This is a genomic window from Achromobacter mucicolens, assembly GCF_902859725.1.
In the GTDB taxonomy this organism is placed as follows: Bacteria; Pseudomonadota; Gammaproteobacteria; order Burkholderiales; family Burkholderiaceae_B; genus Achromobacter; species Achromobacter mucicolens.
In genome coordinates, this window is the sequence record NZ_CADIJP010000025.1 from 1 (window position 1) to 15,508 (window position 15,508).

The following is a 15,508-nucleotide window of genomic DNA, read 5'->3' on the forward strand; positions in this document are numbered from 1 at the left end:
GGGCGCACGGCCGCCTGCCGCCGCGCGCGGCTGGCCCTGGGCGGGACGCGAGCGGCCCGAGCCGCCGTTGCCGCCACGGCCGCCATTGCGATGGCCGCCGCGCATGTTGCGCGAGTCTTCGTCGCGCTCCTGGCGCTCGAACGACGCCGCGCTGGTGGCCGGAGGTGTCCAGCCTTCCACGGGCTTGCGCTCGATGGTCTTCTTGATCAGGCGCTCGATGTCCTTGAGCAGCTTGATCTCGCTGTTGTCGACCAGCGAGACCGCGGCGCCGGTGGCGCCCGCGCGGCCCGTGCGGCCGATGCGGTGGACGTAGTCTTCCGGCACGTTGGGCAGTTCGAAGTTCACGACCTGGGGCAGCTGGTCGATGTCCAGGCCACGGGCGGCGATGTCGGTGGCGACCAGCACGGTCACGGTGCTGTCCTTGAAGCCGGCCAGCGCGCGCGTGCGTGCCGATTGGCTCTTGTTGCCGTGAATGGCCGCGGCGGTCAGGCCGTCCTTGACGAGCTTTTCGGCCAGGCGGTTGGCGCCGTGCTTGGTGCGCGTGAAGACCAGCACCTGGTGCCAGCCGCTTTCACGGATGATGTGGCTGATCAGGTCGCGCTTGTGGTGCTGCTCGACCATGTGCACCGTCTGCGTGACGAGTTCGGTGGCGGTGTTGCGCGGGGTGACCGAGACTTCGCCCGGATTGTTCAGCACGCCGCGCGCGAGAGTACGGATCTCGTCGGAGAACGTGGCCGAGAAGAGCAGGTTCTGGCGCTGCTTCGGCAGCAGGGCGAGAATCTTGCGGATGTCGCGGATGAAGCCCATGTCCAGCATGCGGTCGGCTTCGTCCAGCACCAGGATTTCCACGCCCGACAGATCGACCGTTTTCTGGCCGCAGTGGTCCAGCAAGCGGCCCGGGGTGGCGACCAGGATGTCCAGCGGCTTGCGCAGCGCGGAGATCTGGGGGTTGATATTGACGCCGCCGAACATCACCATGGACGTCAGCGCGGTGTACTTGCCATAGGTCTGCACCGATTCGGCGACCTGCGCGGTCAGTTCACGCGTCGGGGTCAGGATCAGGCAACGGGGGCGGCCGGGCTTGCGAGCCTCGGGCTTTTTCTGCGACAACAGGTGCAGGATCGGCAGCGTGAAACCGGCGGTCTTGCCGGTGCCGGTCTGGGCGGCTGCAAGCAGGTCGCCGCCTTTCAGCACTTGGGGAATGGCCTGGGCTTGAATGGGCGTGGGCGCGGTGTAGCCGGTATCGGCAATGGCGCGCAACAGCGAATCAGCCAGCCCGAGGTCGGCGAAAGGGGAAGTGGTAGTCAAAACAGCTCCAGCGGCAGCCTGTCGCTCTATTTGAGAGACTCCAATCCAGGCGGTCGGTATAAGGAGAAAAGGGAAGCGCCCATCAGGGGCGAAGCTTGGCAGCGAAGGGCCTAGCGGACGTGCGCAGATTGGCTTGGCGCACGAAGTGGATTGTAGCTGATGTGGCGGCGCAGCACGTGGTCAAAAGGTCCCTATAGAATCAAACAGCAATATTTTGTATTAAATGCGAACAAAATAAGTGTTTTCCCTAGTCGGCCCTCCCTATAATCCGTCGGCTTTCATCTATTCAAAATAAAAGGGATGCAATGAAGAAATCGGCAATAGTTGGCATCGTCGTCGCGCTGGGCGCGGTCTGGACCGGCACGGCCTGGTACACGGGCCAAAAGGCCGAGGAATTCGTCAAGCAGGCCATCGAGGACTCGAACGTCGAGCTCAAGAAGGTCGCCGACAAATGGGGCATCAATGCCGTCGCCGAACTGGTCTCGTTCGACCGCGGCGTCTTCACCTCGGTGTCGCGCTACCGCATCAAGTTCACTACGCCTGCCGCCGACGGCAAGCCCGCGCAAGAGCGCGACGTGGTGTTCGTCGAACACCTGAGCCACGGTCCCCTGCCGTTCTCCAACCTGAAGTCGGGCAAGTTCATGCCGGCCATGGTGGCCAGCGACTTCGCGCTGGAAGAGACGGACACGGTCAAGGACTGGTTCGCCGCCGCCAAGGGCGCCGTGCCGCTCTCGGGCCACTACAGCGTCAGCTACGGCAAGGACATTTCCGGCAAATTCAACATGGCGCCGGTCGAAGTCGCCAAGGATGCCACCAAGCTCGTCTTCTCGGGCATGAAGGGCGACTTTGAATACGCCACCTCCACCAAGCGCGGCGTCTTCGACGTGGCGGCAGACAGTCTGGAGCTCTCGGGCCCGTCTGAAAACAGCGACATTACCGCCATGGCGGTCAAGGGCATCAGCCTGACCAGCGACCTGAAGCCGGCTGCCAACGAGATGTACGTCGGCAGCCAGAAGCTGACGTTCAAGGACTGGACGATCACGTCCCGCGAAAAGCCGCCCGTCCAGTTCAAGGACACGTCCATCGCCGTGGACATGACCGAAAACGGCCCGGCCATGGGTGCCAAGATGGCCGTGGACTTCGGCATGATCAACGTGCAGGCCAAGGACGTGGCCGGCATGAAGCTGGTCGTCGACGCGCAGAACCTGGACTCCAAGGCGCTGAAGTCGCTGAACGACGTCTATGAAGCCGCCTCGCGCCGCATGCTGCAAAGCCAGGGCGAAGAGCAGACGCCGCAGTTCACGGAAGAAGAAAAGGCCGTGCTCAAGACCAACTTCGAGCAGCTCTTGGCCGGCAACCCGACGCTGGCCGTGTCCCCGCTGGAAGTGCGCACCGCCAACGGCACGTCGACCTTCAACCTGAACCTGGCGCTGGTCAAGCCGGCCGCGCTGGAAGGCGAGGCCTCCGACATGGCGTTGCAGGCCCTGAAGAAGCTGGATGCCAAGCTGGTGCTGTCCAAGGGCAACCTGGCGGACCTGATGGCCATCGAACCGCAAATGCGCGGCGTGGCCGCCGAGCAGGCCGCGCAGACCGCCAAGGGCCAGGTGGAAATGGTCGGCACCATGGCCACCGCGATGGGTCTGGGCAAGGTCGAGAACAACAATATCGTCACCTACCTGAACTACGCCGACGGCCAGGTGGACTTCAACGGCAAGAAGATGCCGCTGCAGCAGTTCCTGATGATGGCGATGGGCGGCGTGATGGGCGGCATGCGCTAAGCTGCCGCAAAACGAATGGCGCGCCGCAATCGTCTCGGCGCGCCTGACACGGGCTGTCTTGCGACAGCCCGTTTTTCTTTGATGCGACCGATCGCGGCAATGGCGGGGTTTCACAAACGGACAGGGGCAACATGAACAAGCGGATCGTGGCGGGTGGCGTGTTGGTGGCGGCAGTGGCCGCTGCGTGGGTCGGCACCGCGTGGTACACGGGCAAGCAGATCGAAGCCCGGCTGGCGCAGGACGTGCAGGCGTTGAATGCGCAGGCGCAGCGCCTGGGTGCGAAGGTGGGCGTGCCCGTGACGCTGGAACTGCTGTCGTTCGAACGCGGCGTGTTTTCTTCCGAAGCGCGGTTCGGTGCGAAGGTCACGGTGCAGTCTGGGCCCAAGCCTGCCGAGAAGGCGTTTGCGTTCACGAGCAAGATCGAACACGGGCCGTTTCCCGCTTCGCGGCTTGCGTCGGGCGCTGTCGCGCCCGTGATGGCGGCGGGCCGGCTGCATATGACGGAGACGCCCGATGCCGCCGCGTGGTTTGCGGCTGCTGGCGGATCGGCCCCGGTGACGGCGAACTTCCTGATCGCTTATGACCGCGACTTTTCCGGCGATCTGGCGCTGGCGCCCGTCAAGTATGCCGCCGATCCGATCACGTTCGACTTCTCGGGTTTGCAGGCGCAGGTCGAACATGCCGGCGACGGCACGCGCGACGCGGTGTCCTTTGCCGTTGGCAAGGTTGCGCTGTCCGAAGTGATCAAGGGCACCCCCAACACGGTGACGCTCGATGAACTGGCGGTGTCGCATCAGGTGTCCAGCACCGCGGCGTCCTCCACGAGCAGCTCGACGCTGACGGCAAAGAAATGGACGTCCGATATGGACAAGCTGCCGCTCGGCCTGAAGGAAATTGCGCTGACGCTGGGCTCGGACGGAACGCCTGAGCGCATGACCGGAAAGATGACGCTGGACGTCGGCAGCATCAGCGTGCGCGGCCTGCATGTGGCCAAGTTGCGGATGGCGGCGGGCGGCAAGGACATGGACGTGGCCTCGCTCAAGGCATTTCAGGAGGCCACCGCAAGCGCGCCGATGCGTGGGGAAAAGGCCGATCCCTTATCGGGTGACGGGATGCTCGCCGCATCCCATCTGCTCAAGTTCCTCCTGGCTCGTCCCAGCTTCACGCTGTCGACATTGCAGGTCGACACGGCTCGTGGCACGTCGTCGCTCAGCCTGGATATCGGTCTGGATTCGCCGTCATTCTGGAAAAGAGACTCCATTGCCATCATCAAGGAAGTCGTGCGCAACGTGAGCGTGCGGCTCAAGCTGTCGCCGGAAAACATGGCCGATCTGATCGCGGCGCGGGCGGAACTGAAGGGCGCGACGCGTGAGGCAGCCCGGTCGGCGGCAGAGCGGGAAGCCGCGGGGGTGCGCGGCCTGGTCGCGGCAACGCCCTGGGGCCGTATCGAGGACGGCGTGATCCAGTTCGAGGCAGACTACCGGGATGGCCAAGTGGACATCAACGGCAAGCGCATGCCCATCGAGGTGTTCGTAAGCCAGTTGTTCATGCGCGGATCGCCGGGCGCCGACCCGGCTCGCTGAAATTCAGAACGGCAAGGCCCCTGCCGCCAGTTCGCCGTTGCGCAGCACAGCCACGTGAAAGCGCTTGTCGGCGGCCTTCATGATGTCTTCGGCGGGGTCGCCCTGCACCAGCAGCAGGTCGGCCACCTTGCCCTCAGCAATCACGCCGTGATCGGTCATGCCCATCAGGTCATGGCCGCGCGACGTGCCGGCGATCAACGCGTCAACCGGTGTCATGCCGAACTCGACCATGTACGCCAGCTCCATCGCGTTTTCGCCGTGCAGGTTGAATGGCGTGCCCGCGTCCGTGCCCAGCGCAATGCGCCCGCCCGCCTTGTAGTACATCTGGAACGATTCGCGATGCCGCTGTTCCACCGCGCGGGCCTTTTCCACCGCGTAGGCGGGAATGCCGTTGTCGGCATTGGCGATGATGTTGCGCACGGCGGCGATGGTCGGCACCAGATACGTCTCGGCCTCCAGCATCTCGCGCAGGCAGTCGTCGTCCATGAAGATGCCGTGCTCGATCGAATCGATGCCCGCGCGCACCGCATTCAGGATGCCCTGCGTGCCTTGCGCGTGACTGGCGGTGCTTTTGCGAAAGCGCTTGGCCTCGTGCACGCCCGCCTTCATCTCGTCGAAGCTGTAGTGCGCGTCCATGGGGCTGACGCCCGGCGTCATGACGCCGCCCGTGGCCATAATCTTCACGAGGTCGCAGCCCGCGTGGACCTGTTCGCGCACCGCCTTGACGACTTCCTCGCAGCCGTCGGCCACGCGGCCGATGCGGTTGCCGTGGCCGCCCGTCATGCAGATGATGCGGCCCGAGGCCTTGATGGCGGGACCGGGGAACACGCCACGCGCAATGGCGTCGCGCACGCCGAATTCCAGATAATCCTTGCCGCCGCAGTCGCGCAGCGCCGTGACGCCGCCGCGCAGGCTGGCCTGCGCGTTCTCCAGCGCGGTCAGCGTGATCTGCGCGGGGCCCTGCTTGCTCAATTGGGCGTTGGGGTCGGCGCCGCCCGTGTAGACCAGATGCACGTGGCAATCGGCCAGGCTCGGCATGAGCGTCATGCCGGTGGTGTCCACGCGGGCGCCTGCATAGCCTGAGAATTCCGCAGCGGGCGCCACGCGGGCCACGCGCGCGCCTTCGACCAGCACACCGTGTCCGGGTAGCGTCTGCCCTTCTCCGTCGAATACCTTGCCTCCGATGAAGAGGGTCTGTCGTGTCGCGGTCATGTCAGTAGGCTCCGGGGGCGCGCGGTGTCAGCTCACCACGTCCAGCCCCTCGCGGGACATGGACTGCAGGCGAGGCATCAGGCCGAGCAGGTGTTGGCTGTAGGGATGCTGCGGATGTTCGAACAGGGATTCGGTGTCGGCCACTTCCAGCAGTTCGCCGTGGCGCATCACGCCGACGCGGTCGCACATCTGCCGGATCACCGGCAGGTCGTGGCTGATGAACAGCATGGTCAGGCCCAGCTCTTCCTGCAGGTCCTTGAGCAGGTTCAGGATCTGCGCCTGGATGGACACGTCCAGCGCCGAGGTGGGTTCATCGCAGATCAAAAAGCGCGGCCGCGTGGCCAGCGCGCGCGCGATGCAGATGCGCTGGCGTTGCCCGCCCGAGAACTCGTGCGGAAAGCGTTCGGCGGCGCGGCTGCCCAACCCCACCACGTCGAGCAGGTCGGCCACGATGCGGCGCGTTTCGGCTTCGCTGGCGGCCAGCTTGTGAAAGCGGATCGGCTCGGCCACGATGTCCAGCACGCGCATGCGCGGGTTCAGCGACGAGAACGGATCCTGGAAGATCATCTGGATCTGCCGCCGGAACGGGTTCAGTTCCTTCTCGCCCTTGAGCGCGGTGAGATCGGTGCCGCCAAACGTGACCGACCCTTCGCTGGGCGTGTAAAGCCCCGAGATCAGACGCGCCACCGTCGATTTGCCGGAGCCCGATTCGCCGACCAGCCCAAAGACTTCGCCTTCGCCGATTGACAGGTTCACGCGTTTGACCGCGTCCAGCGTGCGCTGGTTGCGCTTGAAAAACGCGCTCTTGAGCACGAAGCGCATCGACAGGTCGCGCGCCTGGACCAGCGGGCCTTCGGTGCGCTTGCCGAAGTCGCGGCGCTGGCCCAGCCAGTGCGTGGCCAGGTCCAGCGGTTGCGCGGGCGTCTTCACGTCCTCGATGTAGGTCACCAGCGGAAAGCGCCTGAGCTTGATGTCCGGACGCGGCACGGCCGAGATGAGGCTGCGGGTGTAGGGATGATCGGGGTCGCCCAGGATCTTGGCCGTGGGGCCTTGCTCCACCAGCTTGCCGTGATACAGCACGGCCACGCGGTCGGTCACGTCGGCGATCACGCCCATGTCATGCGTGATGATGATCATGCCGACCTGCTCTTCGCGGCACAGCTTTCTGAGCAGATCGAGGATCTGCGCCTGGATGGACACGTCCAGCGCGGTGGTGGGCTCGTCGGCAATGATGACTTCGGGTTCGCAGCACAACGCCAGCGCAATTACCACGCGCTGTCGCATGCCGCCCGAGAACTGATGGGGATACTGCTGCACGCGCAGCTCGGGCTGGTCGATGCCGACCTGCGCCAGAAGCTGCACTGCGCGCTTTTTTGCCGCGTCGTGCGTCAGATCCAGATGCACCAGCATCGTTTCCACCAGCTGGCTTTCGACGGTCTGCAGCGGGTCGAGCGAGGTCAGCGGATCCTGGAAGATCATGCCGATGCGCCGGCCTCGAACCTTGCGCTTCTGCGCGGGCGTGAGCGTATCGATGCGCTCGCCGTTCAGCAGCACCGCGCCGCCCGCCAGGCGGCCGGGCGCTTCGAGCAAACCGATGACGGCATTGCCGATCGTGGATTTTCCCGCGCCGGATTCGCCGACCACGCCCAGGATCTCGCCTTTCTCAAGCGCGAGCGATACGCCGTCCACCGCCACCAGCGTGCCGCGGCGGCTGGGGAATTCGATGCGGATGTCTTCGATGTTCAGAAGGGCCATGACGTCCTCAGCGCAGCTTGGGGTTGAGCGCGTCGCGCAGCCAGTCGCCCAGCAGGTTGACCGACAGCACCAGCGCCACCAGCGCGATGCCGGGGAAGATGGAGATCCACCACATGCCCGAGAAAAGATAGCTGTTGCCGATGCGGATCAGCGTGCCGAGCGACGGCGCGGTGGGCGGCACGCCCACGCCCAGGAACGACAGCGTGGCCTCGGTGATGATGGCCACCGCCAGGTGGATGGTGGCAATGACCAGCACCGGCCCCATGACGTTGGGCAGGATGTGGCGGCGCAGGATGGTGATGGGGCCGATGCCGATCAGCTTGGCCGCCTGCACGTATTCCTTGTTGCGCTCGACCAGCGTCGAACCGCGCACCGTGCGCGCGTACTGCACCCAACCGGAAATGCCGATGGCGAAGATCAGCACATACAGCGCCAGCTGGTCGTGCATGTCGCGCGGCAGCAGGCCACGCGCCACGCCGTCGATCAGCAGCGCAACCAGGATCGCCGGAAACGAAAGCTGCACGTCGGCGATGCGCATGATGAAGCTGTCCACGCGTCCGCCCGCGTAGCCGCTGATGAGGCCGAGGGTCACGCCCAGCACCATCGAGAACAGCACCGAGGCAAAGCCGACCAGCAGCGACACGCGCGAGCCATACATCACGGCCGACAAGATGTCGCGGCCCTGATCGTCCGTGCCCAACAGGAAGTCGGGGCTGCCGCCCTCTTCCCAGGCCGGCGGCGTGTTGGCGTCCATGATGCTGAGCGACGCGAGATCGAAGGGGTTGTGCGGTGCCACGACCGGCGCGAACAGCGCGCCCAGCACGATGACCAGCGTGACGATCGCGGCGACGATGGCGCCGGGCGAACGCTTGAAGCTGTGCCACAGGTCGCTGTCGGCGGCGCGCGTGAAGAAGGGAGCGATGCGAGCAATCATGGGGTGAATCCTTTATTTGCTCTGCACGCGCAGACGCGGGTCCACGGCGAAGTAAAGCAGGTCGACGACCAGGTTGATGACCACGAACATGAAGGCAATCAGCACCAGATACGCGGCCATGACGGGGATGTCCACCATGCTGATGGCCTGGATGAACAACAGCCCCATGCCGGGCCACTGGAACACCGTCTCGGTGATGATGGCGAAGGCAATGATGGAGCCGAGCTGAAGCCCGGTGATGGTGATGACGGGCACCATCGTGTTCTTGAGCGCGTGGCGGAAATTGATCAGCCGTTCCGGCAGCCCGCGCGCCCGCGCGAACTTGATGAAATCGGCGCGCAGCACTTCCAGCATCTCGGCGCGCACCAGACGCATGATGAGGGTCATCTGAAAGAGCGCCAGCGTGATGGCGGGCATGATGAGCGCGAGCCATCCGGACTTGGTCAGAAAGCCCGTGGTCCACCATCCCAGGCTGACGACGTCGCCCCGCCCGAAGCTGGGCAGCCATCGCAACTGCACGCCGAAGAACAGGATGAGCAGGATGCCGATAAGAAAGGTGGGCAGCGAAATGCCGGCCAGCGAAATCGCCATGAATGCCTTGGACAGCACGCCGTGCCGCTTGAGCGCGGTGTAGATGCCCATCGGAATGCCCAGCGCCAGCGCCATGACGGCGGACACGAACGACAGTTCCAGCGTGGCCGGCATGCGCTCTTCAAGCAGCTCGCTGACCGGGCGGCGGTGGCGGTACGACATGCCGAAATCGCCCTGCACCGCGTTGGCGACGAAGTGGGCGTACTGCACGATGAACGGATCGTCCAGGCCGAGCTGTTCGCGCAGCTGCGCGCGTTGTTCGGGGGTGGTGTCCTGGCCGACCATGCTGGCGACCGGGTCGCCCACGTAGCGGAACATGGAGAACGCAATCAGCGCCACCGTCAACATCACGAGCACCGACTGCACCAGCCGCTGCGCAATAAAGGAAAGCATGTCTGAAAGCCCTTTGGTTCGGACGGCGCCGGGCCGCGTTCCGCGCGCGAGGCGGGGGTGGGGGCTGGGCCGGGCGCGTCCGGGCGGCGCGCGCCGCCCGGGGTGGCATCACGCGGCGTTTACGGCAGCACGACGTTGCGCAGGTCGAGCACGTCGTCGGCGCGCTGGATGACGGTGACGTTTTCCTTCACGCCCCACGACATGGGCTGCTGGTGCAGCGGCAGGTAGCCGAAGTCGCTGCGCACGATGCCAAAGGCTTCCTTGATCATCGCGTTGCGCTTGGCCTGATCGGTTTCGACGCCGATCTTGTTGGTCAGCTCATCGACCTTCTTGTTGCAGTAGCCGCCCAGGTTGAACTGGCCCGCGGCCGTCTTGGCGTCGCGGCACGAGGTCAGGTTCAGGAGCGTGTTGTGCGCATCGGTGGAGCTGGGCGTCCAGCCCAGCATGTACATGCTGGTCTGGTTGCCGGCCTGCAGCAGGATCTTGCCGAAGTACTTGGACTTGGTCTGCGCCAGCAGGTTGATCTTGATGCCCACGCGCGCCAGCATGCCGGCCACGGCCTGGCAGACCTTCTCGTCGTTGACGTAGCGGTCGTTCGGGCAGTCCATCGTCACGGTGAAGCCCTTGGGATAGCCGGCTTCGGCAAGCAGCTTCTTGGCGCGCTCGGGATCGGGCTTGTACGGCGCGCCGAACGATTCGTCATAACCGTTGATGGACGTGGCGATCAGGGTGCCCAGCGGCTTGGCCGCGTTGCGCATGATCTTCTCGTTGATGGCCTTGGTGTCCACGGCCAGCACGACGGCCTCGCGCACACGCGCATCCTTGAACGGGTTCTTGCCCTTCACGTCGGAGAACAGCAACTCGTCGCGGTCCTGGTCCATGCCGATGAAGATGGCGCGGGCTTCGGGCGCGGTCAGCGGCTTGACGCCCTTGGCGTCTTCCAGGCGTTTCCAGTCCTGCACGGGAACCGGCTGCACGACGTCCATCTCGCCCGAGATCAGCGCGGCCACGCGCGTGGCTTCCTGCGTGATCGGCTGGAAGACGACCTCGTCGATGTTGGTCTTGATGTCCTTGTTCCAGTAGCCGTCGTAGCGCTTGAGCACCGTCTTCACGTCGGGCTGGCGTTCGGTCAGCATGAAGGGGCCGGTGCCGTTGGCGTGCAGGTTGGCGTAGTTGCCCTGGTTGTCGCCCTTGACGTTGGTGGCCTCGGTGGTCTTGTTCTTTTCCGCCCAGTTCTTGCTCATGATGTACAGGAACACCCATTCGCGCGGCAGGATGGGGTTGGGCGTGGGCGTGGTGACTTCGATGGTGTAGTCGTCCACTTTCTTGATGTCGCTGGCCTTGGCGCCATAGCCCTTCATGTCCGAGCCCGGCGTCAGGCTGCGCTTCCACGAGAAGATCACGTCGTCGGCGGTGAAGGGTGAGCCGTCATGGAACTTGACGCCCTTGCGCAGCTTGAAGACCCATTTGGTGGGCTCGGGGTTTTCCCAGCTCTCGGCGAGCAGCGGCGTGAGCTTCAGGTTGCCGTCGTAGCCCGCCAGCGTTTCATAGATGTTGCCCTGGAACCCCAGCGTGAAGGTTTCGTTCAGGGCCATGGGGTCCATCGACGTGGCGTCGCCTTGATACGACCAGTGCAGCGTTTTGGCGGCCGCGCCGGCGCTGAAGGCCAGCGAGGCGGCCACGGCAGCGGCAAGCGCCGCCTGCTTGAAGTGGGGAAAAGTACGCATAGCCCTCATGCTCCGTGTGGTGCGCGGATTGCGCGACAGAAGTGACAGGGCCCCGGCCCCAAAGGGCATCCGGGGCATGGCGTTGCTGCTGGAGTCGATAGACCCAACCCCTTGTGATTGGCATGACGGGGACGGACCCGCGCCGATGCAGATCGAATCTTATCGACGCATTCGTTTAAGCGTCAATTGGTTTGGATTGGGGTAATCACGCGCTTGCCGGATGCCGTGAATGGTGCGTGCTGCGAGGCGCGCGGGCCGCCGGTCAATCTGCCGGAAGCGGCGCGGATGCTAGGGTTTTCGCCAATTCGAGCAGCATGCGCTTGCGCCGGTCGCTGTCTTCATGGTGTTTACCCAGGGCCGACCATTCCGGCCGGCTGCGCGCTTCTTTCAGTGCGTCTGGCAAGGGGCCCTTGCGCCAGGCCTCGTCGTCCGGAAGGTCCAGGCGCAACGGCTCGCGCGCGGCGTGGCCGCGGCGCTCCAGCGCTTCGATCAACTGCCGTTGGCGCAGTGCCAGCAACCGCAGCACGGCATCGTCGACACTGATCTCGCGGTAGCCGCGCAGCTTGCCCGCCACGCGCTTGCCCAGCTTTTCGACGCCCTGCCACAGACCGCCGGCCGCCGCGCCGATCAGCATGCCGGTGCCCAGGCTGAGACCCGCGCTCATGAGGTCGACGGCCGCGCCGGCCATCGCGCCCGCAGCGGCGCCCATGCCCACCTGCACGCCCATGTCCTTGAGCGCCTGCGGATGAAAAAGATCCATGCCCCAACGCTCGCCCTGCAAGGGCAACGCGTCGTCGGCGTAGTCCGAGGTGCGAAAGTTGTAGAGCGCGAGCAGCGCGTTGACGCAGGTCTGCTCGCGCTGGCGCACCTGGTCGCGCAGTTGGGTCGAGGCGGCGGCAAGCGCGGCGTCGTCGCTGGCGCTGGACACATGCAGCGCAGCCACATCGATCAACAGGTCCGCGACCAGCTCGTAGGCCGCGGCGTGACGTTCGCGGCGCTGTGCGGCCAGGCTGTCCGACAGCCGGGCCAGCGCGCCGGCGTGACGGTCCAGCAGCACGCCAAGCTTGGCGTACAGCTGTTGCTCGCCATCGAGCGGCGGCGCGATCGTGTCGAATTCCACGACGGCGTGCAGGCCCAGTCGCGCCATCGCATCACGCCACGCGTCGGCGCGGTGCGCCGGCGCATTGACGAAGTTCAGCACCGGCAATAGCGGGCGTCCGCAGGCGGCCAGGATGGCGAGTTCGTCGCGGTGCTTGCCCAGCACCGGATCGCGCGCGTCGATCACGTACAGCGCGGCGTCGCAGTCCAGCATCTTGGTCAGCACGCGCGCCTCTTGTTCGAAGCGGCCGTGCGCTTCGGGCGTGTCCAGGAAACGGCGGATGCGCGCGGGGCCGTCGAGCCGTTCGCCGGGGCGATCCAGCCGTTCCAGGTATTCCAGCAATGCGATGCTGTCTTCCATGCCGGGCGTGTCGAACCATTCCAGCACGGGCCGGCCATCCAGGCGCAGGCGGGCGCCTTCGACGTGGCGCGTGGTGCCGGGCCGGTCAGCCACTTCGCCGAAGGTGGTGTCGCGTGTCAGCGTGCGCAGCAGCGACGTCTTTCCGGTATTGGTGTGGCCAACGAGCGCGATCTTGATGAGTTCAGCCATGGCCGGTCTCCAGCCAGGTCAGCGGCGCAACAGGCGCCAGCAGGATGGCGTCGGCCGGCAGGCCCAGCGCCAGCAGACGGTCGCGCCAAAGCTCGGCGCGGGTTTCGGTGCCAGCCCCGGCGGGGACGTGGGCGCCGGCTTGCGGCAGGATCAGCCAGACCCGCGTCTGCGCCGCGTGCGCGGACAGGTCGGCGATCAGAGATAGCGTGCCGCGATCCGGCGTCTGGCGCGCATCGCACGCGATCAAAAGGCGCGCGGCAGCCGATTGCGCCAGCGCGTCCAGCACGCGGTTGCGTTCCTCGCGCGTGTCCAGGTTGCCCGCCTGGCGGATGCCGTCCGGCAGGTCCGCGGGCGGCCACGGCAGATCCGCGGGCAGTTCCAGCGCCAGCAGCACCGGTTGACCGCCCAGTCCGTCCAGCGCCGGCGCCCGCACGCGGGGTTCGTGCAGGGGATCGACGGGCCGGTCGATGCCGGTGGACAGCGCGGGCGGCTCAAGCCGGTCGCGCAGCGTGGAGAAACCGGCCAGCGCGGGGTCGATGCGCACGCGGCGCAAGGCGCGCAGCGTGGCCGCCACGCACAGCCCGCCGGCAATCAAGCGCGGCACGATGCCGTAGACCACGAGGACGCCGATCAGCCAGAGCGACCACTGCGCCTGCGCGCTGGCCGGCAGGACTTGCGTGCCGTCGCTGGCGCGTATGGTCGCGGCGTCGGGCACCGGAAAGCCCAGATGCGCCGGCAGCCAGCCGATGGCCTGCGTCAGCCACACGAACGACTCGGGCGCGAGCAGCGTGGTGGCCCAGACGAACCGGTAGCTGGCGGTGGACAGCACCACCAGCAGCGTCGCCAGCGCGGCGCACAGCGCCGTCAGCCACAACAGATGGCTGATGCTGCCGAACAAGCCGCGCAACGCGCCCGCGCGCGTCAGCAGGTTCAGGAAGGCCTGTGGCACCAGCGCGCCATCGGGACCGCGCGCGAGCTTGCGCGTGGCCCACAGCCAGAGGCGGCCCAGGCCGGTGACGGCGGCGGGCCGCAGCAGAAAGCTCGCCAGCCACAGCAGAAAAGTGAGCGCGTGCAGCCCCAGAAGTGCGCCCATCGCCCACAGCACGTTCACGGCCCGCGTGCCGTCGCCCAGCGCGCCCAGGGCGGCGGCCGCGCCGGAGAGCACGGCCAAGACGAACAGGACGGCCAGCATGACCACGGCGCTGCGGCGCCAGCCATCGACAAGGGGAATCAGATTTTCGCGTTGCGCCAGCAGCGCGGCGCGGGCAAGGATGCGCGCCGGCAGGCCGGCATCGAGCTGGCGCACCTGGCGCACCGCCTGCGCGTCCTCGAGCGGCCCCCAGTGCGCTTCGCGCAATCGGATCAGCTCGGCCAGCCAGTGCGCGCGCAAGGGGCGCTGAACGGCGCTGTCGATGAGGGGGGATGTATCGCGAGAGGTCGGGGACGGCATCGCGTCGGTGCAGGCGGGAGAAGGCCGGGAAAGGCCAAGTGAAGCCGCTAGGGCGATGCGCCATTGTAGACCGCGTGTTGCGGCCGGCGGCATCTCGGATCGGTGGGGTCAGTGGCTGGCGCGCGCGCTGCGATACTGGCCCGGCGTGACGCCGATGGCATCGCGAAAGACACGGGCAAGGTGGCTGGCGCTGCCAAAGCCGCTGGCTTGCGCAATGGCCGCCAGGTCGCCTTTGCCGGCCGCCAGCAGGCTGCGGGCGCGGGCCAGGCGCCGGCCGCGCACCCAGGCATGCGGCGGTTCGCCGAACGAGGCATGGAACATGCGGGCAAAGTGATACGTGGACAGCGCGGCGACGCCAGCCAGTTCGTCCAGCGTCAGGGCATCGGACAGATGCGCGTCCACATAGTCCATGACGCGGCGGCGCACGCCCGGCGCCAGGCCGCCGCGGAGCGGTTGCGGGGTCTTGCGCGTGACACCTTGCGTCAGCAGGTGGTGCAGCACGGTCTCGGCGGCGCTGCTGGCGGCCAGCCGGTCGGCGGGCTGGTTCCAATCCGTGCCCAGGAGGCGGCGGCAGACGTCGATCAGCGAGTCGTCCTGGATGTAGGTGCGGTCGCGCAGTTCCAGCGTTCGCGGTTCGCAGTCCAGCCGCATGACGGCTTCGCGGGCCAGCCGCTGCGGGGCGATGTACAGGTGCAGGAAATGCACGTTGTCGTTCATGCTCCAGCGGGAATGGTGCTCGGCGGGCAGCACGCAGAATTTGCCCGCGCCGCCATGCAGCGAGTCCTGGCCCACGCGAAACGACCGGTCTCCGCCCCGCAGGTATAGCGACAGCGTGTGATGGCCGGGCGTTTCGTAGCCCAGCGTTTCGCGGGCGGTGCGCGACCACTGCGATATCGCCATGCCCTCGCCCAGCGACGCGGCGCGCTCAAGCGTCGCGGTCGAGCGCGACAGCGTGCGGAAAACAGAGAAATCGGCCGGAGCCGTAGCGGGGGTGCCCATGGAAAGGAATGCTACTCCCGTCCACGCGCGCTTGACGCGCCCGATTCGGACAAAAGCGCAAGAACCGGCAATCGGGGCGTGGCGTCGGGGCGCACACTGGATGTCCGGCGATCAAACATGGCCGCCGATG

Annotated in this window: 11 protein-coding genes; 2 read left to right on the forward strand and 9 right to left on the reverse strand. The window is 66.4% G+C overall.

Annotated elements, in window-relative coordinates:
* Window positions 1–1,308, reverse strand: a 1,308-nt coding sequence (locus HV786_RS24320; protein ID WP_254599511.1) for a DEAD/DEAH box helicase, incomplete at its 3' end; no start/stop codon positions are given.
* Between the two features lie 305 nt (window positions 1,309–1,613).
* Between HV786_RS24320 and HV786_RS24325 the strand changes: the two genes are divergently transcribed.
* A complete protein-coding gene (locus HV786_RS24325) occupies window positions 1,614–3,086 on the forward strand; it encodes a YdgA family protein (RefSeq protein WP_128829728.1) in 1,473 nt (490 codons plus the stop codon).
* A gap of 131 nt (window positions 3,087–3,217) precedes the next feature.
* Entirely contained in the window at window positions 3,218–4,669 is a 1,452-nt protein-coding gene (locus HV786_RS24330; RefSeq protein ID WP_128829729.1) for a YdgA family protein, read from the forward strand.
* 3 nt (window positions 4,670–4,672) lie between these two features.
* Here HV786_RS24330 and HV786_RS24335 read toward each other — a convergent pair whose 3' ends face one another.
* The 8 genes from HV786_RS24335 to HV786_RS24370 form a co-directional block, all read right to left on the reverse strand.
* Entirely contained in the window at window positions 4,673–5,881 is a 1,209-nt protein-coding gene (locus tag HV786_RS24335) for a metal-dependent hydrolase family protein (RefSeq protein WP_128829730.1), read from the reverse strand.
* 27 nt (window positions 5,882–5,908) lie between these two features.
* Complete coding sequence (locus tag HV786_RS24340; RefSeq protein WP_062840160.1) at window positions 5,909–7,636, reverse strand: dipeptide ABC transporter ATP-binding protein; 1,728 nt, start codon at window positions 7,634–7,636, stop codon at window positions 5,909–5,911.
* Between the two features lie 7 nt (window positions 7,637–7,643).
* Window positions 7,644–8,570 carry an ABC transporter permease gene (locus HV786_RS24345; protein ID WP_056327764.1) on the reverse strand — a complete coding sequence of 309 codons (927 nt, stop codon included), beginning with the start codon at window positions 8,568–8,570 and terminating at the stop codon, window positions 7,644–7,646.
* Between the two features lie 12 nt (window positions 8,571–8,582).
* A complete protein-coding gene (locus HV786_RS24350) occupies window positions 8,583–9,554 on the reverse strand; it encodes an ABC transporter permease (RefSeq protein WP_056327765.1) in 972 nt (323 codons plus the stop codon).
* Between the two features lie 119 nt (window positions 9,555–9,673).
* Window positions 9,674–11,281 carry an ABC transporter substrate-binding protein gene (locus tag HV786_RS24355; RefSeq protein WP_175211962.1) on the reverse strand — a complete coding sequence of 536 codons (1,608 nt, stop codon included), beginning with the start codon at window positions 11,279–11,281 and terminating at the stop codon, window positions 9,674–9,676.
* A 262-nt stretch (window positions 11,282–11,543) separates the two neighbouring features.
* Window positions 11,544–12,929: a GTPase/DUF3482 domain-containing protein gene (locus tag HV786_RS24360; RefSeq protein ID WP_128829231.1), complete on the reverse strand. Its 1,386-nt coding sequence runs from the start codon at window positions 12,927–12,929 to the stop codon at window positions 11,544–11,546.
* A complete protein-coding gene (locus HV786_RS24365) occupies window positions 12,922–14,379 on the reverse strand; it encodes a DUF2868 domain-containing protein (protein ID WP_175211963.1) in 1,458 nt (485 codons plus the stop codon). Before HV786_RS24365 ends, HV786_RS24360 begins: the two co-directional genes overlap by 8 nt.
* A 108-nt stretch (window positions 14,380–14,487) precedes the next feature.
* On the reverse strand, window positions 14,488–15,378 hold the full coding sequence (locus tag HV786_RS24370; protein ID WP_175211964.1) for a helix-turn-helix domain-containing protein: 891 nt from the start codon (window positions 15,376–15,378) through the stop codon (window positions 14,488–14,490).
* Window positions 15,379–15,508: the final 130 nt, after the last annotated feature.

Bases quoted from the DNA above. Each gene is read 5' to 3' on its own strand.
- HV786_RS24325 (WP_128829728.1), top strand. From the start codon at position 1,614: ATGAAGAAATCGGCAATAGTTGGCATCGTCGTCGCGCTGGGCGCGGTC.
- HV786_RS24330 (WP_128829729.1), top strand. From the start codon at position 3,218: ATGAACAAGCGGATCGTGGCGGGTGGCGTGTTGGTGGCGGCAGTGGCC.
- HV786_RS24335 (WP_128829730.1), bottom strand. From the start codon at position 5,881: ATGACCGCGACACGACAGACCCTCTTCATCGGAGGCAAGGTATTCGAC.
- HV786_RS24340 (WP_062840160.1), bottom strand. From the start codon at position 7,636: ATGGCCCTTCTGAACATCGAAGACATCCGCATCGAATTCCCCAGCCGC.
- HV786_RS24345 (WP_056327764.1), bottom strand. From the start codon at position 8,570: ATGATTGCTCGCATCGCTCCCTTCTTCACGCGCGCCGCCGACAGCGAC.
- HV786_RS24350 (WP_056327765.1), bottom strand. From the start codon at position 9,554: ATGCTTTCCTTTATTGCGCAGCGGCTGGTGCAGTCGGTGCTCGTGATG.
- HV786_RS24355 (WP_175211962.1), bottom strand. From the start codon at position 11,281: ATGCGTACTTTTCCCCACTTCAAGCAGGCGGCGCTTGCCGCTGCCGTG.
- HV786_RS24360 (WP_128829231.1), bottom strand. From the start codon at position 12,929: ATGGCTGAACTCATCAAGATCGCGCTCGTTGGCCACACCAATACCGGA.
- HV786_RS24365 (WP_175211963.1), bottom strand. From the start codon at position 14,379: ATGCCGTCCCCGACCTCTCGCGATACATCCCCCCTCATCGACAGCGCC.
- HV786_RS24370 (WP_175211964.1), bottom strand. From the start codon at position 15,378: ATGGGCACCCCCGCTACGGCTCCGGCCGATTTCTCTGTTTTCCGCACG.